The sequence below is a fragment of the Actinacidiphila sp. DG2A-62 genome (genome assembly GCF_035825295.1).
Classification (GTDB): domain Bacteria; phylum Actinomycetota; class Actinomycetes; order Streptomycetales; family Streptomycetaceae; genus Actinacidiphila.
The window spans coordinates 4057755-4078151 of record NZ_JAYMGI010000002.1; the positions used below are offsets into that span (position 1 = coordinate 4057755).

Here is a 20397-nt window from a genome sequence, read left to right on the forward strand (position 1 = left end):
GATCAGGCCGCAGTCTTCAGGTCGAGCACCATGGCCGTGTAGAAGGGCGCCTCGGGCCAGGGGTGGGACAGGCCCACCTCGCGGTATCCCCACGCCGCGTAGGCGGTCTGCGCGGCCTTCGCCTCGGGTTCCGGGCGGACGGTGAGGGTGACCCGCTCGACGTCCAGGCCGTCGAGGAGTTCGGCGTGGAGCTTGGCGGCGACGCCACGGCGGCGCCACGGCCTGCGGACGGCCAGTTCGAGGATGACCCAGGTTCGTTTCCCGTCTTCACGGGTGAAGTCGCCGGGCAGGTCCTTCTGGACGTTCTTCCACCACGAGCTGTCGGCCGGCAGGAGATAGCCGTAGGTGAAGCCGACCACTTCTTCGGCGTCGCGCGCGATGACCAGGCGCATTCCGGCACGCTGCGCGTGGACCTGGTAGTGCGTGATGAACTCGGCGACGTCGGACGGGCCTTCGCGGTACGGGGGTTCTTCGTACACCTCCTCGTAGGCGGCGATGAAGGTGTCGAGCTGCCCTGCGGCCTCCTGGCCCTCGAAGCGCTCGTATGTCAGCTCGGTCGGCGTCACGCCGCTCCCTTCGCCTCTACGTACTCGGTCAGTTCCTCGACAGCCTGGCGCGCGGGGCCGGCGTCATGTTCCCGGAGGAGCTCGGTCACCTCGCGCAGCCTTCTGGTGACGCGCCCGGACTCGACCTCTTCCAAGTGTTCGAGGCTTTCTACGGCATGGGCGGCGCCTTCGTCGACATCGCCGGACTTGACCAGGCTGCTGGCCAGGGTGAGGCGGTACAGCGCGCGGTTGCGGCCGTACGTGCGGTCCTGATGGTCGAGCGCGGCGCGCAGGAACTGCACGGCGGCACCGTGGTGGCCCAGCTCGGTGTACAGCAGCCCCTGGGAGTAGTCGAGTTCGGCGTGGCCGTGGAATGCCGCCCACTGGGGAGCGGGGCGTCCGGCGCGGCCGCGGTCGACCAGGCGGATCGCCTCGGACATCCGTTGGCCGGCGCCGCGGCCGTCGTTCATGAGCGACAGGGCGCGTGCTTCGCGGGCGGCGATGATCGACCGGAGCGTAGGGGAGTTGAGCCGGGTGGCACGCTCCTGGGCGGCCCGGGCGAGTTCGAGGCCTTGGCGGGGCCGGCCTTCGTGGCATGCCTGCAAGCTCATGGACGAGAAGACCAGAACCTGGAGGCTCGCGTCCCGCAGGACGCTGGCCGTGGTCAGCGCCTCGCCCCAGTACTGGCGGGCGCCGTCCTGGTCGTCGGCGTCGTAGGCCAGCCATCCGCAGTGCTCGGCGGCTTCGCCGGCCAGCAGGTGAAGCTGGCGTCCGATGGTCTCCGGGTAGCTGCGGGTGTTGAGGATGCGGCGGATCCTGCGAAGGTGGCGGGCCGCCAGCGAGCGGACGTCGTCGCCCCCGTAGGCGTTGTCGAGCTGGAAGAGGCTGAGCAGCCCCTGTCGGAGTTCGAGGACGTGCACCGTCCCGACGGCGCCGGACGAGCCGGCGGGCGTGAGCGGACGGGTGTGGGCGGGCAGGGTTGCGGCAGCGAGGCCCACGGTGTCGGCCAGCAACGCGCGTCGGTCCACGGGTGACGTGCCTCTCGGTAGGGGAAACGGTGCGGCAGGGTCCTCGGCGCCCGGTGGCGGTCCGGGAAACCCCAGGAGCTGAGGGTTCACGTCGAACATCGCGTGGAGCACGCGCCAGGCTCGTACTCGTGGCCCGGGCGGGTTGGGCTTCTTCCAGCGCCGGAACTGCCGGTCCGTCACATCGATGGGTTCGCCGAGGATGTCGGCGGTGGCCTGGAAGGCCCGTAAGAAGTCGACGGGATTCTCCCAGCCGTGCTCGATGCATGCCTGCGTGAACGGCGTCAGGGTGTCCACGGCCAGTACCTCCGGTGCTCCGGGTCTCCTCGACGGTAGCGCCGTCCGCGAAGGGAAAGTCCGGAGGCGGCGAAAAGTCCGGCCAAACGTCCGGGGCAAGGTCCGGCTGCCCTCGCTTACCGGCGGTTAGCTCATACGCAAGGCGCCGGAGGGCTGATCCTCCGGCCACCGAGACGGACCGCTTGGAGCGCTGAGATGCCGAGCACGCACGCGAATCGCCCGCAGCGGCACGCTGTGGCGGACTGGCTGTCCGCTGCGGCGTCCGACCGGCAGCGGGCCCATGAGGAGTGGCGCGAGCAGGGCATCGCGCTGCTTCAGTGCGGGCTGCTGTTCAGCGCGGTGCGGATCCCCGCTGATCTGGTGTGGTCGGCAGCCGGTTCGACCGGCGCGGAGACGGTCGCGCGCTTTGTGGCGGGCACGTTGCGCGGCGGGGTGTTCGCTCACCCGGCGGGCCGCCGGTACTACGCCCTGGTCGGCACGGACGCCGGGCGGCACTGGCGTGAGCCGGACGCCGAGGTCCTGGGTGCCGGTACGTATCTGGGTGTGCCGGCCGTCGACCGCACCTCGGCGGCCACGGACTTGGCGGCTTTCTGGGTCGTGCCCATGACCCGGCCGGGAGCGTTGTGTGCCGCGCGTGACGTCGCGGAGTTGGTGGCCGTCGGCCGTGCGGCTCTGGTCCGGTCCCCGTCGAACGGTGGTGACGGAGGTGAATGAGGTGCAGTGCCTGGACGTTCGCGCCGGCGCGGGCGGGTTGCCCGTGTACAGCCGGACTTTGCCGCGTGAGGCCGGCTCGGCGGGCGTCTCCCGCCGGGTGGTCACCACGGTCTTGACCTCGTGGCGCCTGCCGCCGGGCTTCGTCGATGAAGCGCGGCTCGTCGTCGACGAGCTGGTGGCCAACGCCTCCGAGCACGCCGAGGGCGCCTCGATCCGCGTCACGATCACGCGCACCGGGCGGGGCGTGCGCCTGGCCGTGACCGACATGGACCACGCCCGGCCTGTGCTCCGCACGGCAGGTCCGGGCGAGGAAGGCGGCCGTGGCCTGTTCCTGGTCGACGAGATCAGCGACCGGTGGGGGGTCGATCCGCTGCCCTGGGGAAAGCGCGTGTGGGCGGAGCTGGCCCTGGCCGCCGAGTGAACGCGCGCACGCAGGCACTGCTGAACGTCGTGTCGGTCGTCGTACTGCTCGGCGCTCTGCTCCTCGCCGCCGTCACTGGCTGACTCGTCCCGGCTCATGAGACTCCCGGCCCCGCCGCACCCGTTGCGGTCACGGCCGGGCGCACAACACCGACAACAACAGGAGATGTAGTGGCACACAGCGACACCGACTTACAGCACCCCGGCGAGCGTCGAAACGGCGGCGTGTGGCTGATCCTGGACGACCAGGACCGCGCGCTGGTGGTCAGGCCGAGTTACAAGGACGGCGTGTACCAGCTGGTCGGGGGCGGCGCCCACCTGAACGAGGCGCCGCACCTGGCCGCGGTCCGGGAGGCGCAGGAGGAGATCGGGCTCACGCTCGTGCCCCACACGCTGCTCGTGACCGACTGGGTGCCGGACAACCCGGGCAGGTCCGCCGAGGCCAACAGTTACGTCTTCTTCCACCGCCTGGAGCCGAGTGAGCTGGACACGATCGTCCTCAACGCCGGGACGCCCGAGGGCGAGAAGCCGGAGCTGCTGGACTTCACGCTCCTGGCCGACGAAGAGCTGGACGCACACTGCGAGCCGTACATCGTCAGGCGCATCCGGGCAGCCACGGCGGCCGTACGGGACCCGCGGCTGCGCGGCTACCTGATGCAGGGCTTCCGGGTCGCCGACCCTGCGTAGCCGTATCCCGCCCGGCCGCGTTTCGCGGCCGGTGCATCCGCAACTCCCCGCAGCGCGCCTCGTGCTCCGCGCGCCGCGGGGACCGCGGCCGAGCCCCCGATCGGCCGCCCGCCGGGACCCGCCTCCGACCTCCGCCTGGAGCGGGTCCCGGCGACCGGCTCCGCCCGGCGAATCGGGCTGAGCGGGCACGGCCCGCTCGTCCTGCGCTCGGGCGAGGCACGGCACGTCCACGTCTTCGACTCGCCTTTGCACCCGTAGCGCAACCACCGACCGCACAGGACCAGTTGTGCCCTGTCACCCCGCTTTCGGGAGGAATCCTTGCCTGCCAACCTGCCCCGTGACTCCCTGCTGGCTCCCCCGTCCTTCCCGGACCTGGGCGCGGCCTACGTCGCCCTGCTGCGCCTGGCCACCGAGGAGCCGCAGTTCCGGATCTCCCCGCGCGGCAACACCGCCCGCGAGGTGATCGGTGTGGCCTTCAGGCTGCCGGACCCCCGGCAGCGCCTGCCGTATGTGGCAGCCCGGAGGGCCAATCCGGTGTTCCACTACGCGGAGGCTCTGTGGTACCTGGCCGGGCGCCGGGACCTGGCCATGATCGGCCACTACGCGCCGTCGATGGCCGCCAGCTCGCGCGACGGACTCACCGTCGACGGTTCGGCCTACGGCGCGCGGATCTTCGCCCCGGCCCCGGGCGACGACGTCGCGCCGTTCGACCGGGTGCTGGAGCTGCTGCGGCGCGAACGAGACAGCAAGCGGGCGCTGATCCCGGTGTTCTCCGCACGGGAGTTGGCCGGCCTAAAGTCCAATCCGGACGTGGCGTGCCTGGCCGGTCTGCACTTCCTGCCGCGGGACGGACGGCTGCACATGGTGTGCTCGATGCGGGCCAACGACCTGGACTGCGGGCTGCTGTCCGACGTGTTCTCGTTCACGATGATCCAGGAGTACGCCGCAGTGCGGCTGGGCCTGGAACTGGGCACCTACACCCACTACATGGGGTCCGCGCACGTCAACGACCATGACGCCGACCGGGTGGGCCGCGTTCTGGCCGAGGCCGCCGCCGGAGAGGCGCCGGCCTTCCCGTTCCCGCGGATGCCCGCGACCACGACAACCGCCACGGTCTCCCACGTCCTGGAGCACGAGGAACTGCTGCGCACCAACCGGGCCGCCTACAGCGTGGAGGACATCTCGGCGCTCGGCCTGGCCCCGTACTGGGAGCAGGCGTTGCTGCTGTTCGAGGTGCACCGGCAGATCACGCACGACAAGGCCGAACGAGTGGACGCCGGCGTTCTGGCCGCGCTGGAGCCCGGGCTGCGGTGGCTGCTCGCCCGGAAGTGGCCGGCCGCGGCGGGGGCGAGCAGCCGGTGACCGGCACGCCGATGGCCGGCCGGGTGGCAGCGGGCATCCCGTTCGAGCGGTGGGCCGTGGTGCTGGTGAAGCCGGACGCGGTCGAGCGCGGTCTGGCCGACGCCGTGCTGGAGCGCATCGCCGGTGCCGGGGTGGACGTGCTCGCGCGTACCGAGGTGGTCGCCGAGCCGTGGCAAGCCCACGTGCACTACTGGGACCTGCTCGTGGACGCCGACCACTTCCCGGACCGCGACATCCCGGCGTGCCTGGACGCCGAGTACGCCGGGCAGCGCGTCACGGTCGCCCTGGCCCACGGCGAGCCCGGCATCCACCAGCGGCTGCGGGACGTGCTCGGCCACTTCGACCCGACCCGAGCCGCAGCCGGCACGATCCGCGGCGACCTGGCCGAGGACAGCCTCGCCGTAGCGCTCGCCGAACACCGCCTCGTGCGGAACCTCGTGCACACCTCCGACGATCCGGACGCCGCGCGCCGGGACTTCGGCACCTGGTACGGCGCGGATCGTGCCCACCTGCTCGTCCCGCCCCAGAGCACCATCTGACCTGATGGGAGAGACCATGAGCGCAACAACCCCGGCCGCCCGCCGCCCGCTGCCGCTCCTGACCAGCGAGCAGATCGCCGGCCTGAAACCGGCCCTCGCCGATGTGATCGAGTACCGCAAGTCCGGGCTGTCGCTGAACCACGTCATCGGCTGCCCGCTGGACTGCGGGTACTGCGTGCGGCACCTGTTCGACAACTTCGAGCTGAAGGCCCCGCGGCGGCTGATGAGCGACGAGGAAGCCGTCCAGGCGCTCATCGGGCACCGGTACTTCCGCCCCCACAAGACGCCGATCCAACTGTTCAACCGGGCCACGGACCCGATGCTGCCGGTGGTCAAGCCGCACCTGTTCGCGGTGCTGCGCGCACTGGACGAGCGGGGCATGACCAACCACGTCCTGATCATCACCCGGTGGCGGGTGGAGCCGGAGGACTGCGCCGTCCTCAACTCCTTCCGGAACCTGCGCTTGACGGTGCTCGTCACGCACTCCGGCATCGACAACCCGGCGATCGAGCCGGTGGACTCCGCCATCGCCGCCCGGAGCCTGGCCACGCTCTACCAGCACGCCGAGCACTACCGGACGGTCCTGTACTGGCGGCCGATCGTGCCCGGCCTCAACGACAGCGACGAACACCTGGAGCGGGCCCGGGAGCTGTCCGCCCACGCGCACGCCACGGTGTTCACCGGGCTGTTCTTCCGCCGGGAGATCGCCGACTACTACGCCACCAACGGACTGCCGATGCCGTACGACGACACCGCGCGCCGCAAGATCATGCCGGAGGTCGCGGAGCGGCGCATCCTCGACTTCTTCCACGTCCCGGACCGGCCGGACCCGTGGGGCGCCCTGTTCCGCAAGACCTCCTGCGCGGTCGCCTACGCCCACGGCGAGGCCGACTACAACGGCCACGTCGGCATCGAGGAACTGTGCGACATCTGCCCGGCCGACCAGGTCGCGCGGTGCACGGCGGCGCGGGTGCGGCCGGACCTGGAGGAGGTGAGCGCCGCGGCGCGCCAGTTGGGCGCGACCGGCCCGGTGGAGATCACCGAGCGGGCCATCATCGTGGAGGGCCTGGACGAGCCGCCCCGGTACTTCCTGCAGCACGGCTTCGCCTACCAGTGCCACGACCGCGACAAGCCCCACCACTACCGCCAGCACGGCCGGGCGCCGATCGGCTGGGCGGCGGAGAACGGACCGCGCACGCCATGAACTTCGCCACCTGGCCGTCCCTGCTCGTCGTCGACGTCGAAGGCAACGGCCTGAACCCGCCGGACCTGGTGGAGATCGCCGCACTGCCGGTGCGCGACGGCCGGCCGGACACGAGCACGGCCGGGTGGTGGCAGATCCGGCCGCGCCGCCCGGTCACGCCCTTCGCAGCCCGGGTGCACGGCCTGACGAACCAGACGCTGGCGGCCTGCCCACCGTGGAACGACGTGGCCGTGCAGGTACGGGAGCGGCTGGGGACGGCGTGGATCGCCGCGCACAACGCGCACGTCGACTACCGGGCGCTCGCCGCGCACCTGCCCGGCTGGCAGCCCGCCGGCGTGGTGGACACGCTGCGCCTGGCCCGCACCGCCCTCCCGGACCTGCCGAAGTACACGCTGGACGCGCTGATCGAGCACCTCCAGCCGGACCTGTCCGCCGTCGCGGACCAGCGGCACCGCGCCCGGTACGACGCGTACGCGACCTCGCTCGTACTGATCGCCCTGGCCGAGAGCTATCCGACCTGGGACCAGCTCGCCGCGGCGGCGGTCCCGCCCGGCCTGCCCGGCTCTCCCGAACCAGAAGAGGACCCAACGCTGTGGTGAAGACCCCCGTCCGGATCGGCGTCACCGGCGCGCACTCCACCGGCAAGACGGTGCTGCTGCGCCGCATCGAGAGGGAACTGCGCGCCGAGGGCGTCCGCGTCGCCCGCACCGGCCGCCTCGGCCGGCGGGCCGCCGACATCGGACTGCCGAAGATGCACGAGCACACCGCGCTGTCCACGGAATGGATCATGACGCAGGGCATCGCGGACGAGATCGCCGCTGCCGCCCAGGGCGCCGACGTCGTGATGGCCGACCGCGCCGTGATCGACGCCCTGGCGTACTGGCACGCCGCGGTGGAGTTCCGCGGGGAGAGCCTCGACCCCGCGCAGGACGAGCGGCTTCGCCTGCTGGCAGGCACCCAGCACGCGCAGTACCACCTGCTGCTGGCCACCGTGCTGGACCCGGACGTACCGGTCGAGAACAGGCGGCACACCTACGATCCGCGGTACCGCGAACTGGTCGACCACCACGTCCACGCCCTCCTCGCCCAGGAACGCATCGACCACCGCCGGGTCGTCCACGATCCGCACGACGAGGGCGAAGCCGTCGTCGCGGCGGTACGCGTGGCCCTGGGCAGGGTGCCCACGTGACCACCGCGCCGGCGCCCGCCACGGCTCCGGCCGTGCACGAGCCCTACGTCAACTGGCGGCCACCGCTGGTGTGGACGGCCGTGGTGGTGCGCGTGGGCAGCGGGCACATGCTGCTGAGGCAGTTCCCCAAAGGCGCGGTGCTCGTCCCCGGCAGCCCGGTCCTGGGCGATCGCACCCCTTCGCAAGCAGCTCCCCAAGCGCTGCGCGGCCCGGGCAGCGAACAGCTGATCCTCCGACCGGTGCTGATCGACGAGCGGCAACTGGCACGGCGGAAGGTGACCGTCCACACCTTCGTGAGCGAACCCCTCTCCCGACGCACAGCGCGCAAACTGCGCCCGGCCGACAACCAATCCACCTCCGTGATCCTGCCGCGCCAGAAGGCCCTGCAGACGCTCCCCGCCCGCGCAAGGCTGCGCACCCAATTCGCCCTGGCAATCCCGGAGTTCCACGAGACGGGCGTCCTGGAGTGGCGCTCATGGCGACACCCCGATGGACGGCTCGGCATGCCGGCGGGATGGCCGCCGGCCGGGGAACGCTGACCAATTGTCGAACGGGCCAGCGACACCGCGCGGGCCCCGTGCTCCGGCTGCAGGTGAGGATACGAGCGGCCTTGACTTCCCGTATCGACAGGCGTTCAGTTCCCGGCATTCGAGCTGCCGGGAACGGGGGCTGCCCATCGTTGAGCCGCTTGTACTGCTGCTCAGGCCAAGACGGCCACGGTCGCCGGCTCGTTCTCAGCGCGCCGCGGGTGGCCAGGTTAGCGCTTGGCGTCCAGGGCTCACCAGGGGCCTGAGCTGGGCACGGGTGCTGTAGAGGGCGGCGGCGTGTCCGGCGGGGCCGGAGCAGGTGACCACCCCGCCCCGCACGGGTGGCTCCTCGGTGCTCGTGCGGCGGGCTCCGGGGCAATCTCGGCGATCAAGCCCTCCACCAGAGTCTTGATCTCGTCGCGGATCGGGCGGACGGCTTCGACACCCTGCCCGGCGGGGTCGTCGAGCTTCCAGTCGAGGTAGCGCTTGCCGGGGAAGACCGGGCAGGTATCCCCGCAGCCCATCGTGATGCACACGTCGGACTCTCGGACCGCGTCGACGGTGAGGATCTTCGGCGTCTCGTGGGAGATGTCGATGCCGACTTCGGCCATCGCCTGCACAGCAGCGGGGTTCACCTGATCGCCGGGGGCGGAGCCGGCGGAGCGGACCTCGACGCGGTCGCCGGCCAGGTGGGTCAGCCAGGCGGCGGCCATCTGGGAACGGCCGGCGTTGTGGACACAGACGAACAGGACGGACGGCTTGCCACCGGGTGTCTCGGTCATGAGAGGCTCTCTCGTCTCGTGGGCGGCACCAACGCCGGAGATACCAGTATCCGCCGGTACCCAAGCAGCTGGCCTTGCCCGGTCAGAAGGTTGTTGTTCGAGGCACACAGCGCGCCTGGTATCCGCTCGTCGGCACCGTGATCGCCTTCGGCGCGCACGACGAAGCTCCCCTGATCACCAGATATGTCGACCCGTCTCGGTCACCGTCGGACGCAAGAAGCGTGACCTGCGAGAGGCCGACGGCCGCCCGTTGTCTCAGAACGCCCTGAACGCCTCGACGTCACGGCAGAGGGGGGAAGCCGGGGCCATCGGCTCCTGGTGACACGGATCAGCGCTATACTGAGTAAGTCGAGGGTTCTGTCGTACGTCAGCTGCCATGCCGACGCCATTCTTGATGATGGTCTATGCCGGCCCTCGCCTTGCGCGGTGTCCGGAGGCGGGCCCGCGCGATGTTCACCCACGAGTCTGTGTTGCGGCGGCACACGAACTTCGACGACCTTCCCGCTCGCGTCGGTCCGAAGGACACAGACGCCACGCGGGGACTGCTGGACGGGGCATGATGGCCTCATCCCGGGGCGTGGCACGGGCAATTCCCGCATTTGGTCGAGACGCTGACACCCTGCAGCGGTACGTCGCCCGCATCGTGGTCAGCCCCTCCTGCCGCGGCGCATCCCGCGCCCATCGGCAGTCCACGAGCCGGGCGGCGCCTTCTCGGCCCCCAAGCGCACATGCTCGGAGCCTGGCCACAGGCAACCAGCACCATGACCCACAAGGACACCCCATGACACACGAACCCACTCTTGCCGAGCCGAGGGGCGCCGATGTTCGCATAACGGCGGCCTCTCCCGAGGTGGCCGGATATGTGGCGCAGATGCCGCGTGCCTGGTTCACCCGTACCGAGCAGCACAGTTGCCCCGCCGGAGCCGAAGGCACTGGCACAGCCCTCCACCTCCGCGTGGACACCACCCGACCCGCGCTGTCCGACCCAGCTCCCGAGCCTGCACCGGACGGGCCCTTCGAGGAAGGCGCGCAGCAGATATGGCCCTGACCGGGGACCTGACGTCGTCGCTCCTGCCGGAAGATCCTCCGGCTCGGTTGGACCTGCGACCGCCGGAGGACGGACCCCATCGGCTCGACGGCACATGGTGGCCTCGCTCGCACGACCTGGACCGAGAGCTGCCAGCCCTGATCAAGGCGCTGGAACACCGCTGGCCAGGCATCACCCGGGTCACCGTCAGCCGTACGATGTGGCGGATCCGGCCCGACACCGTGACCCTCGCCGACCGCGAGATCCACATCAACCGGTCCGGCGCGCTTCCCCATCCGCACACGATCTGTCTGCTCTCCTACGGCGTGGGCCGCTGCGACCTCCTGGTCACACCGCCCGGCACCCCGCTCGCGCCCATCTAGGCCGGACTCGGTGGTGCGAATCCGCGCTCCTGCCCCGGCTGGAACGATAAGCCCGCCACCGCGAACGCGCTTCCGCGTCGGCACAAACAGCTCCTACGGGCCATACGGTCGACACGTACTTCGCTTCCACCACGGACAACGGCTTCGATGGTGTTATGTGGTGCCGTGAACGAACAGCGGGGGCACTTTCGCGGGACGGAAGTCGACCGGTCGGAGGGCTTCGGGGAACGTTTGCTGGGCGTGTTGCTGGACCGGGCCCGCGAAATGCCGCCGCAGCTCATCGCCCCGCTGGTCGCGGAAGAGCTCGCCAGGATCGGCGGCCGTGACGTATCCGTACTGCTCCAGGACTATGAGCAGCTGACGCTTGTCCCGTTGCGCGGCCGAGGGCTCTTGACCGGAGCGGAGCAGCCGATCGCCGCTTCCCTGGCCGGTACCGCCTTCCTGGAGGCCCGGCCCATCGAGGTGGCGCATGACGACGGAACACGGGCGTTCCTGCCGCTGCTGAACGGCAGCGACCCAGTGGGCGTCCTGGCCGTCACCCTGGACGTGATGGCCGACGACGACCGGCGGCTGCTGCGCCAACTGGCCGGTCTGGTCGCCGACATGGTGGTGACCAAGAACAGCTACTCCGACGTCTTCACACTGGCCAGGCGGCGGGCCCCGATGAGTGTGGCCGCGGAGATCCAGTGGTCCCTGCTGCCACCACTGCGCATGTCGGTGCCCCAGGTCGAGGTCGCGGGCATCCTCGAGCCCGCCTACGAGGTCGCGGGGGACAGTTTCGACTACTCCCTGAACGGGGACGTCCTGCACGTCGCCATGATCGATGCGATGGGACACGGGCTGAGTGCCGCGGTGATGGCCACGGCCGCCATCGGCGCCTATCGTCACGCGCGCAGGAGCGGCGTCGGCCTGTCCGGAATCTACGCCTACATGGACGAGGTCATCGCGGAGCAGTTCGGGCCCGAGCAGTTCGTCACCGCGCAGATGATGCAGTTGAACGTGGCGACGGGCCATCTGCAGTGGGTCAACGCCGGCCATCCGTGGCCTCTGCTGATCCGCGGCCACGAGGTCATCGGACAGCTCCAGGGCAGCACCACCCTCCCGGTGGGCTTCGGCGGCCAGGAACCGCTGGTCAGCGAGCAGACATTGCGACCGGATGACCGGGTGCTGTGCTACACCGATGGCCTCACCGAGGAACACCTTGCAGGAGGAGAGGAGTTCGGACTGGCACAGCTCATCGGCATCGTCTCCGATGTCGGACGACAGAAGCACGCAACGCGGGCCATGGTGCGGGAACTCTCACACGCCCTCAAGCAGGCGCGCGGCGGAGTCACCAGCGACGACGCGACCATCCTGCTCATCGAATGGCGCGGCGGCACCACCGGCCACCTGGCGCAGCCGGACTGAGGGCAATACCCGCCGACACCGGGCCGGGGACACGAACGCCCGAGGGGGTCGCCGAGGAGTAGGCTGAAGAACACCGAGGGCATATCGTGCACCCGCATCCAGCCCGTGTCGTTTTCGGCGATCGACGACCACCGGGCCCGGATCGTGGCCCGGGGCGAGGTTCGACGAGTCATGACTGCGACCCCTCTGCACACGCCGACGACCGAAGAAGCATTTCAGGCACGTCCGCCCGCCCGGCCGCCGCTGCGGCTCTCCCTGGTCCCCGTCGGCTCGGCGTCCGTCAGGCTCGACGGGGCCTGGTGGCCACGCTCCCGGGATCTGGCCGCCGAACTCCCCACACTCACCGACGAACTCGACCTGACATGGGACCGGATCACCCGGATCACCGTCAACCCCACGCACTGGCCGGTGGTTCCGCACAAGGTGCAGGGCAACGGACATGTAGTGAAGGTCGGTTGGTTCAAGGAGGAGCAGGACCCGCATCAACTGATGCTGATGTCCTACCGCGTGGGCCGCTGGGACCTCCTGGTCATCCCGCCGGAGACTCCGCCCACCAGCGCCGCCTGGCTGCTCGCTGCAGCGGCCGACCCGTCGCGAACGTCGACGGGCAGCCAGTTGATGGCAGAGGCCGGCCGCCGCGCCGCCGAGGAGATCCGAGACATGCCCGAGGCCGTCTGGGACTCCGAGGGAGGCCGCGCGGCCTCCCTCGCGACCGCGGAAGAAGCGGCGACATGAGCCTCCCAGACCGGGGCGTCGAACCCCCACCGGTGGGGGAGGCATGAATCGCCGGTATCCGGCGCAAGCACCTGCGAAGTGGCGACGTCAACCCAACGCGAAACAGCGTGCTGCGGCCGCCGGTGTCCGGGTGGACTCACGAAACCGTCCTGCGATCCGCCCGGGCGGACCCGGCCGGCGAGACCGGCCCCGTGTCAGAGACGCAGGTCGAGCATCGCGGACATGCCCGCGACCACCGAGGGAGCGACGGCGTAGTACACCCACGTGCCGCGGCGCTCGGAGGTCAGCAGGCCGGCCTCGCGGAGCTTCTTCAGGTGGTGGGAGACGGTCGGCTGCGAGACGCCGACGTCCTGGATGTCGCACACACACGCCTCCCCGCCCGGGTGCGAGGCGATCTTCGAGAACAGCCGCAGCCGCACCGGGTCGCCCAGGGCCTTGAACATCGCGGCCATCGCCTCCGAGTCGGCGACCGACAACTCGCCCGCGGTGATCGGCGGGCAGCACGCCACGGCCGACTCGTCCCGCAGGACCGGCAGCTCCACCGGCAGCTCCACGGACGGCGACGATGACTTCGACATACGTCTATGTTGACACTCGTCGATACGTGAGGCAACCTTCGAGATATCGACGGACATCGAATCAGCGGTCGAGGTTCCGAACCTGCCGTACGCAAGGAGGGCACCACCATGTCCGCTCCCGCCACCGGCGATCTGCCGGTCGTCGTCATCGGCGCCGGCCCCACCGGGCTCGCCGCAGCCGCCCACCTGGCCGAACACGGGCTGACCACGCTGATCCTGGAGACCGGTGCACAGGCCGGCGCCGCAGTGCGGCAGTGGGGCCACGTGCGGCTGTTCTCCACCTGGGCCGAGCTGACCGACCCGGCCGCCGAGAAACTGCTGGCCCCGACCGGCTGGACCAAGCCCGACACCCGCACCTACCCGACCGGGGCGGACTGGGCCGAGCAGTACCTCCAGCCGCTCGCCGACGTCCTCGGGGAGGCGGTGCGCTACGGGGCCACGGTGACCGGGATCTCCCGGGCAGGCCGGGACCGGACCGTGGACGCCGACCGGGAGAACCAGCCCTTCACCGTCCACTACCAGCACGCCGACGGCCGCGAGGAGCGCGTGCCAGGCCCGCGCGGTCATCGACGCCTCCGGCACCTTCACCCTCCCCGCACCCGCGGGCGGCAACGGCCTGCCCGCCCTCGGCGAACGAGCCGCCGCCGGCCACATCACCTACCGCGTTCCCGACCTTGCCGACCCCGCCGTCCGCGCCCGCTACGCGGGCAAGCGCACCGCAGTCATCGGCTCCGGCGCCTCGGCCTTCACCGCGCTGGCCGCCCTCGCCGACCTCGCCGAGCAAGCTCCCGGCACGCACGCACTGTGGGTGCTGCGCCGCGGCATCTCCGGCTCCACCTTCGGCGGCGGCAGCGCCGACCAGCTCCCCGCCCGCGGCGCCCTCGGCCTCGCCGCGAAGGCCGCCGTCGACCGGGGCCACGCCGACGCCGTCACCGGCTTCCGCACCGACACCATCGAACGCGACACCGACGGCCGCCTCGTCCTGATCGGCGACGACGGACGCCGCCTAGACCCGGTGGACGAGGCCATCGTCCTCACCGGCCTGCGCCCGGACCTCGGCTTCCTGTCCGAACTGCGCCTCGCCCTGGACGAACGCCTCCAGGCCCCCGTCGCGCTCGCACCGCTCATCGACCCCAACCAGCACTCCTGCGGCACCGTCCCCCGCACGGCCACCGCGAGCTGTCCCACCCCGAACCCGGCGTGTACCTGGTGGGGATGAAGTCCTACGGCCGCGCCCCCACCTTCCTCGCCATGACCGGCTACGAGCAGGTCCGCTCGGTGGCCGCGGCGATCGCCGGCGACCTCGACGCCGCCGACCGCGCCGAGCTGACCCTGCCCGAGACCGGCGTGTGCGGCGGCACCGGACTCTTCGACGAACCCCACACCGAACAAGCCGGAAGCTGCTGCTCCCCCGCACCGCAACTCATCCACATCGGCACCGGCCCGTCCACCCCGGCCGAACTCAGCCAACGGACCGAGCCGCCCGGCGGCTGCCGCTGAGCAGGCGGCAGCGCCCGACACCACCCAAGCACTCGCCGGCACGGCCACCTGCGCGACGAGGCGGCGTCCGTCCGCCCAGGGGGCGCCCCCTGCCTTCGGAGGGTTGCAGTTCGGGTTGCATTCACCCCCGTCCGAGGCCGTCCGAAGGCAGCTACAACGAGCGCTGCTTCCCAGTTCAGAACGGTGACGGACCTCTGCGTACGGTGAGACAGAGAGTTGGAAAGCGTGTTGGGGGCAACCCCTCACGAGTTCGAATCTCGTATCCTCCGCACCCGCCCACCAGGGCAGACGAGGGCCCCGACCGCGCTGCGGTCGGGGCACTCTCGTCGTCTCAGCTCGCCAGCGCCTCGCCGAGCCGGGCGTGCGCGGCGCCGGGGATGCCGAGGATCGCCTGCCGCAATGGCTCAGAACTGGATGTGCGCCTTCTTCGCGAGCTTCACCAGGCGGGGGTTGCTGCGTTTGTGGGCCGACGTGAGGACGCGGAGGACTTCCTGCGAGGTGGGGTGGACCTTGGCCATCTGCGGGGCGAGGGCCCAGGCCTTCTCCAGGTCCTCCAGGGCGCCGTCGCGGTCGCCGAGGGCGAGGCGGGAGCGGGCGGTGTTCATGTGGAGGGGGCTGGTCCGGGTGGCCGGGAGGGAGACCCCGTCGCGCATGAGATCCTCCATCGTGCTGATGGCGTCGCCGTGCCGGCGCAGGTCCCCGCTGGTGGCGATGACGTGGACGGCGGTGTTCTCCGGACCGAACTGGATGCCGCAGCGCTCGACGTCCTCGCCGAAGTCGTCCGCGACGGCCCACGCGCGGTCGATGTGCTGGTCCGCGGTTTGCTTGTCCTGGAGGCGTCCGGCCAGCGTCAGACCGCGCAGGTGGAGGATGCCCAGCGCGTAGGAGCGTCCCAATCCCGTCGAGTTCTGCTCCGCCTCGGTGATGGCACGGTCCACGACCGCGAGCCCGTCCTCGAACTCGCCGTGATTGAGGTAGATCCCCGCCTCATCCCGAGCCGCCAGGGCAGCGGTCACCGGGTCGGACTGCTGCGCGGCCACCTTCTGCTTGGTGACGGCGAGATCGGCCAGCGTCATCCAACGGTGCCGGGCTGCGAGCCAGTAGACCGTGGAGTACGCCTCCACCACCCACGCCCAGGCCTCCGGCGTGCCCACCGCGTGCGCGTGGTTCTGCGCTCCGTCGACCAGCGCCGGCAGGTCGGTCAGCACCTTGTCGAGGTCGGCGCTGCTGCGGGTGCGGCCCATCGCGTCCAGGGCGGCCCTGACCTCCCCCCGTTCATCGCCGGCTCGTGGGGAAGGTCGAACCTGCGCACCGCGCTGTTGAGGGCCTTGACCGAGGCCGCCGCGTCCAGCGGGACGGCCGTGGTGCCGAGCACCTCTTGGAGGGAAAGGTTCATGGCGCGCGCCAGCGAAGCGGCGACACCCTGCGTCAGCGTGCGCTCGCCCCGCTCGATCTTCCCGAGCTGGGAAATCGACACCCCCGCCGCCGCGGCCAACCGCGCCTGCCCCCAGCCCCGCTCCTTGCGGAGCCGGGAGACGTTGGCGCCGGGCCCGGGAACTGCGATGACTGATCCCATGCCTCCAGCGTCCCTCTGCTCGACTTCCTCTCTCCGCCCATCCTTACCCCCGCCCCGCCCTTGTGCACTTCTTGTGCACTTTCACCGGTCGTTTCTGTCGTTGACTGATTACAGACAGCAGCGTTGCCCCGGTCGTCGCTTGGACGCCGGGGCGACCCGGAGACGTCGGTGACACTCGGTGAAAGGTGTGGTCGTGACCCCCAGCTCTCGCTTCCACAGCGTGCTGGACCTGGCCTGCGAACGGTCGGCCGTCCGCTACGCCAAGGGGCACGCCGACGCCGTCTTACGCGACTGGGGCCTGTCCGAAGACCTTGTGTACGACGCCCTCACCGTCGTCGCCGAACTGGCCTCCAACGCCGTACGCCACGCGGGCGCCGAAGCGCAGCCGTTCGCCCCCGGCCGCGGACAACCACACGTCCCGCGCTGCGAGTTGACCCTGTGGATCGCCGCCGACCGCCTGTGCATAGCCATGTACGACGAAATCCCGCGCCCGCCTCTGCTCCGACCGCCCTCCGCCGACTCCGAGAACGGCCGGGGCCTGCAACTGGTGAACGGCCTCAGCGACGGTGCGTGGGGCTACCGACTCGCAACGCCCGGCCCCGGAAAGACCGTCTGGGTCCAACTCCCCGCCACGATCCGCGTTCCGCCAGAGCCTGGCCTGACTGCCGCCGGCAACCGGACGGTGACCGCGTGAGCGCACATCTGCACGCCAAGCCGTGCCGGCGCTCGACGTGAACCAGCGCTTCCGGCCGCCTCGGCCGACCCGATCCGCCAACCGATCCGCCTTCGCCTCCCAGGAACGTGCCATGACCACCTCCACCCCCACCCCCACCGCCATCCCCGCGGCCGACCGCGCCCCGGTGCCCAGCCGACCGCCCATCTGCTCCTCGATGACCGTCCTGCCCGACCTGCTCGCCAGCACCGCCCTCGCCTGGGCCGGCGACCGTCACTGCACGCCCGCCGACATCCGCGACCTGCGCTGCACCCTCCAGCACCACACCGCAGGCCACCACTACGCCCTGGTCCACGACATCGACGACAACACCGCCGTCTGGGCCCGCTGGCTCCAGGGCAGCGCCCCCGACGCACTGCTCGTCCTGCCCGACTGCCCCGTCTCCCACCCCGACGACGGCGGCTGCGGCGAATACGAAGGCCACCCCGGCGGCCACACCTGGCAGGTGCACGACCCCTGGAACCCCCGCCCCAGCCTGACCGGGGAGACGAGCCACACCTCGTAAACGGGCCGACACCACGCACCACCCGCTGCCCGCCGCGCCCGCTGAACCCCTCGCTCCGCTCTCCCTCCCCCGTAGAGCGGAGCGAGGCCCCCACCACTCGCAACCCTCTCCACCCCTCCAGCCGAAGGACTCATCGTGGAACGCCCCGCGGACCGCAGGTCCCGAACGGCCCCCCGCCGCCTGCACCACGAGCCCGAGGCAGTCACCTGGGCACGCGAGAAGGCCGGCCTGACCAAACGCGCCCTCGCCGCCCGCGTGGGCATCTCCGAACAGCTCATGAACGAGATCGAGTCCGGCCGGCGCAGCGCCACCCCCGCCAACCTCAAGAAGATCGCCGACGCCCTCAACTGCCCCCTCGTGGCCCTGGAACGCAAACGCCACAGCGCCACACCAGGCTGAGGCGCGGTGACTTCCAACACGCCGCCCCGCCCGCCTGACCGCGACTTCCGACGTGTAGCCCCCATGCTGGCCCCGCCAGGCTCAGCCGGTGTCCGGCGACCCCGCCGGACCAACTCAGGGCTCCCGAGCAAAGCATCGCCCGAAGCACGCCAACCACCCACCGCACGAAGGATTCCTCGTCATGACGACGGCCGAGCCGGACCAAAGCGACCCCACCGCAGAGCAGTTGCGCGACGCCATGGTGCGCAGCCTCATCGCGCTGGACGCCGCACGCGACCCGCGCGTCATCGCGGCCTTCCGTGCCGTTCCACGGCATCTGGCCACCCCGGGCCTGGACTTGGCCAGGGCATACGACGCGGAGTTCGCCGCGGTGACCAAGACGGACGCGACCGGCGTGGACATCAGCTCGGTCTCGGCCCCGCGGGTGCAGGCCATGCAGATCGAACAGGCCCAGACCCAGCCGGGGATGACCGTCCTGGAGGTCGGCTCCGGCGGGCCCAACGCCGCCTACCTCGCCGAGAGGGTCGGCGCGGAGGGCCACGTGGTCACCATGGACATCGACCCCGACGTCACGGCCCGCGCAACCGGCTTCCTCCAGGCGACCGGTTACGGCAACGTCACCGTCCTGACGATCAGGGTGTATGTCCCGACGAAGACCGCGACCGCGGTCCACGCCTGCCAGTCGGCTATTCCGGCGCCTGCTCCCGAGGCCGCCGGCAACGCCGGGCACCAGCTCCTGTCGGCGGAGAGAGTTCTCCTGTCCTCGCCGACCAGATTTCCCGGCACACCAGCGGTCGACGTACACGACGGGGTCCGTCCCCCGACAGGCTCCGCCTGCCGGGGAGGCCCCCACGAACTGACACAACGTCGGCTCAGGTCACTTCTTGAAGGCGTAGTCCATCAGCTTCTTGGCGTCCGAGGTGCGCGCGTTCACCGAGGTGGAGGCGAGCACCGTGCCGATGACGGTCTTCTTGCCGCGGGTGGCGGCGAAGACCAGGCAGTAGCCGGCCTCGGGGCCCGAGCCGGTCTTCACGCCGATGGTGCCGGAGTAGGCGCCCAGCAGGGGGTTGGTGTTCGTCCACGACATGTAGCGGTAGCCGCCGGACTTGGTAGTGACCTTCTGCTTGGTCGACTTGGTCTTCACGACCGCGCGGAAGGTGCTGTTCTTCATCGCGTTGCTGGCGAGCTTGGTGAGGTCGCGCGGTGTCGAGTAGTTGCTGCCGTTGCCTATGCCGTCGAACGAGTCGAAGTGCGTGTTCTTCAGGCCGAGCGACTTGGCGGTGGAGTTCATCTTGCCTATGAAGGACTTGACGCGGGCGGCGCGGGTGGAGCCGGCGCCGAACTTGTCGGCGAGCGCGTAGGCGGCGTCGCAGCCGGACGGCAGCATCAGGCCGTAGAGCAACTGCCGGACGGTGAGCTTGTCGCCGACGATCAGGTGCGCGGAAGACGCGCCCTTGGCGACGATGTAGTCGCTGTACGCCTTCTGCACCGTCACCTTCGCGTCCAGGTTCACATTCTTGGTGGCCAGGACCACCCGGGCGGTCATGATCTTGGTGGTCGAGCCGGTGGAGCGGCGGGTATCGGCGGCCTTGGTGTAGAGCGTGGCGCCGGTGCCGTTGTTCATGACGTAGCCGCCCTTGGCGGCGATCGACGGCGCCTTGAGGGTGGTGGCCGCAGCGGCCGTGACTCTGGCGGCCGTGGCCGGGGCGGACTGCGCGGCGGCGGGCGCCGCGTGCGGGGCCGCGGCCTGCGCCGCCGGGGCGGCGAGCGCGCCCGCCGCGACGAGGGCGGCGGCCGTGACCACCGCCGCCGAGGCCCGGCGGATGCTGCTGGTGTCGGTACTCATAACTGCTCCATAGGTCAGTGGGGCGGCATGCGGAAGTGCCGCTCCCCCCAGAGACGTTGGACACGGCCCCACGGTGCGCCCGTGCCGCAACTATTTTCTGACGATGCGTCCTACCGATCCGCAAGCGCCGAACCAGCCGCGGGAGCGGGGGTTCGGGGCCGGTCACGCGTCCACGCTCAGCGGATGCAGATCGCCTACGTCCCGGGCCGGTGAGCACAGGTAGCGGCCGCCACGCATCTTCGTGCTCGACTGCGGGGCGGTGCTCCCGGGCCGTGCGCGGTCCCAAGAAGACGATCGCCTGGATCAGCTCGCGGTAGCCCAGTCCGTCGTCAAGAGGGGCGTCCCCCGCCCCCTCCTGTCAGTTCTGGTCTCATTCACGTACGTTCGCCGTTGAGCGGTGGGGCCCTACGAGGTTGG

The 20397-nt window shown here is 70.9% G+C and carries 21 protein-coding genes and 3 pseudogenes; 17 read left to right on the forward strand and 7 right to left on the reverse strand.

The window, feature by feature from the left end:
- Positions 1-2: 2 nt before the first annotated feature.
- Together VSR01_RS18135 and VSR01_RS18140 are read right to left on the reverse strand one after the other, a co-directional pair.
- Positions 3-566 carry a GNAT family N-acetyltransferase gene (locus tag VSR01_RS18135; RefSeq protein ID WP_326450257.1) on the reverse strand — a complete coding sequence of 188 codons (564 nt, stop codon included), beginning with the start codon at positions 564-566 and terminating at the stop codon, positions 3-5.
- Positions 563-1867, reverse strand: a complete 1305-nt coding sequence (locus tag VSR01_RS18140; RefSeq protein WP_326450258.1) for a hypothetical protein — start codon at positions 1865-1867, stop codon at positions 563-565. Before VSR01_RS18140 ends, VSR01_RS18135 begins: the two co-directional genes overlap by 4 nt.
- Positions 1868-2062: 195 nt before the next feature.
- Here VSR01_RS18140 and VSR01_RS18145 point away from each other — a divergent pair, with 195 nt between their 5' ends.
- The 9 genes from VSR01_RS18145 to VSR01_RS18185 all read left to right on the forward strand — a co-directional run bounded on the left by VSR01_RS18145 (position 2063) and on the right by VSR01_RS18185 (position 8521).
- Entirely contained in the window at positions 2063-2581 is a 519-nt protein-coding gene (locus VSR01_RS18145) for a hypothetical protein (protein ID WP_326450259.1), read from the forward strand.
- Complete coding sequence (locus tag VSR01_RS18150; RefSeq protein WP_326450260.1) at positions 2562-3002, forward strand: ATP-binding protein; 441 nt, start codon at positions 2562-2564, stop codon at positions 3000-3002. Before VSR01_RS18145 ends, VSR01_RS18150 begins: the two co-directional genes overlap by 20 nt.
- A gap of 170 nt (positions 3003-3172) precedes the next feature.
- On the forward strand, positions 3173-3688 hold the full coding sequence (locus VSR01_RS18155; RefSeq protein WP_326450261.1) for an NUDIX hydrolase: 516 nt from the start codon (positions 3173-3175) through the stop codon (positions 3686-3688).
- A 318-nt stretch (positions 3689-4006) separates the two neighbouring features.
- Positions 4007-5050: a thymidylate synthase gene (locus VSR01_RS18160; RefSeq protein WP_326450262.1), complete on the forward strand. Its 1044-nt coding sequence runs from the start codon at positions 4007-4009 to the stop codon at positions 5048-5050.
- Positions 5047-5589, forward strand: a complete 543-nt coding sequence (locus VSR01_RS18165; RefSeq protein ID WP_326450263.1) for a nucleoside-diphosphate kinase — start codon at positions 5047-5049, stop codon at positions 5587-5589. The genes VSR01_RS18160 and VSR01_RS18165 overlap by 4 nt, the downstream gene beginning before the upstream one ends.
- 16 nt (positions 5590-5605) lie before the next feature.
- Positions 5606-6793 (forward strand): radical SAM protein, encoded by a 1188-nt coding sequence (locus VSR01_RS18170; protein WP_326450264.1) that lies wholly within the window; start codon positions 5606-5608, stop codon positions 6791-6793.
- The gene (locus VSR01_RS18175) at positions 6790-7392 is read left to right on the forward strand and encodes a 3'-5' exonuclease (protein ID WP_326450265.1); all 603 of its coding nucleotides are present in this window, start codon (positions 6790-6792) and stop codon (positions 7390-7392) included. Before VSR01_RS18170 ends, VSR01_RS18175 begins: the two co-directional genes overlap by 4 nt.
- The gene (locus VSR01_RS18180) at positions 7386-7982 is read left to right on the forward strand and encodes an AAA family ATPase (protein WP_326450266.1); all 597 of its coding nucleotides are present in this window, start codon (positions 7386-7388) and stop codon (positions 7980-7982) included. The genes VSR01_RS18175 and VSR01_RS18180 overlap by 7 nt, the downstream gene beginning before the upstream one ends.
- Entirely contained in the window at positions 7979-8521 is a 543-nt protein-coding gene (locus VSR01_RS18185) for a hypothetical protein (protein WP_326450267.1), read from the forward strand. Before VSR01_RS18180 ends, VSR01_RS18185 begins: the two co-directional genes overlap by 4 nt.
- A 356-nt stretch (positions 8522-8877) precedes the next feature.
- Here VSR01_RS18185 and VSR01_RS18190 read toward each other — a convergent pair.
- Positions 8878-9291 (reverse strand): annotated as a pseudogene (locus VSR01_RS18190) (arsenate reductase ArsC); the annotation flags it as partial.
- Positions 9292-10386: 1095 nt separating this feature from the next.
- Here VSR01_RS18190 and VSR01_RS18195 point away from each other — a divergent pair.
- The 3 genes from VSR01_RS18195 to VSR01_RS18205 all read left to right on the forward strand — a co-directional run bounded on the left by VSR01_RS18195 (position 10387) and on the right by VSR01_RS18205 (position 12843).
- Entirely contained in the window at positions 10387-10701 is a 315-nt protein-coding gene (locus VSR01_RS18195) for a DUF5994 family protein (protein WP_326450268.1), read from the forward strand.
- 165 nt (positions 10702-10866) lie between these two features.
- A complete protein-coding gene (locus VSR01_RS18200; protein ID WP_326450269.1) occupies positions 10867-12108 on the forward strand; it encodes a PP2C family protein-serine/threonine phosphatase in 1242 nt (413 codons plus the stop codon).
- 171 nt (positions 12109-12279) lie between these two features.
- Positions 12280-12843 carry a DUF5994 family protein gene (locus VSR01_RS18205; RefSeq protein WP_326450270.1) on the forward strand — a complete coding sequence of 188 codons (564 nt, stop codon included), beginning with the start codon at positions 12280-12282 and terminating at the stop codon, positions 12841-12843.
- Positions 12844-13037: 194 nt separating this feature from the next.
- Here VSR01_RS18205 and VSR01_RS18210 read toward each other — a convergent pair whose 3' ends face one another.
- Positions 13038-13421, reverse strand: a complete 384-nt coding sequence (locus VSR01_RS18210) for an ArsR/SmtB family transcription factor (protein WP_326450271.1) — start codon at positions 13419-13421, stop codon at positions 13038-13040.
- Between the two features lie 108 nt (positions 13422-13529).
- Between VSR01_RS18210 and VSR01_RS18215 the strand changes: the two are divergent.
- Positions 13530-14921 (forward strand): annotated as a pseudogene (locus VSR01_RS18215) (FAD-dependent oxidoreductase).
- A gap of 404 nt (positions 14922-15325) precedes the next feature.
- Here the strand turns inward: VSR01_RS18215 and VSR01_RS18220 are convergent.
- Together VSR01_RS18220 and VSR01_RS18225 are read right to left on the reverse strand one after the other, a co-directional pair.
- The gene (locus tag VSR01_RS18220) at positions 15326-16165 is read right to left on the reverse strand and encodes a hypothetical protein (RefSeq protein ID WP_326450272.1); all 840 of its coding nucleotides are present in this window, start codon (positions 16163-16165) and stop codon (positions 15326-15328) included.
- Complete coding sequence (locus VSR01_RS18225) at positions 16123-16497, reverse strand: helix-turn-helix domain-containing protein (RefSeq protein WP_326450273.1); 375 nt, start codon at positions 16495-16497, stop codon at positions 16123-16125. The genes VSR01_RS18220 and VSR01_RS18225 overlap by 43 nt, the downstream gene beginning before the upstream one ends.
- A gap of 193 nt (positions 16498-16690) precedes the next feature.
- Between VSR01_RS18225 and VSR01_RS18230 the strand changes: the two genes are divergently transcribed.
- The 4 genes and pseudogenes from VSR01_RS18230 to VSR01_RS18245 all read left to right on the forward strand — a co-directional run.
- Positions 16691-17191 carry an ATP-binding protein gene (locus VSR01_RS18230; protein WP_326450274.1) on the forward strand — a complete coding sequence of 167 codons (501 nt, stop codon included), beginning with the start codon at positions 16691-16693 and terminating at the stop codon, positions 17189-17191.
- Between the two features lie 112 nt (positions 17192-17303).
- Positions 17304-17735, forward strand: coding sequence for a hypothetical protein (locus tag VSR01_RS18235; RefSeq protein ID WP_326450275.1), 432 nt, complete (start codon positions 17304-17306; stop codon positions 17733-17735).
- A 135-nt stretch (positions 17736-17870) separates the two neighbouring features.
- Positions 17871-18134: a helix-turn-helix domain-containing protein gene (locus VSR01_RS18240; RefSeq protein ID WP_326450276.1), complete on the forward strand. Its 264-nt coding sequence runs from the start codon at positions 17871-17873 to the stop codon at positions 18132-18134.
- 238 nt (positions 18135-18372) lie between these two features.
- Positions 18373-18747 (forward strand): annotated as a pseudogene (locus VSR01_RS18245) (methyltransferase, FxLD system); the annotation flags it as partial.
- 264 nt (positions 18748-19011) lie between these two features.
- On the opposite strand, the gene VSR01_RS18250 reads toward VSR01_RS18245, so the two are convergent.
- The gene (locus tag VSR01_RS18250; protein WP_326450277.1) at positions 19012-19980 is read right to left on the reverse strand and encodes a D-alanyl-D-alanine carboxypeptidase family protein; all 969 of its coding nucleotides are present in this window, start codon (positions 19978-19980) and stop codon (positions 19012-19014) included.
- Positions 19981-20397: the final 417 nt, after the last annotated feature.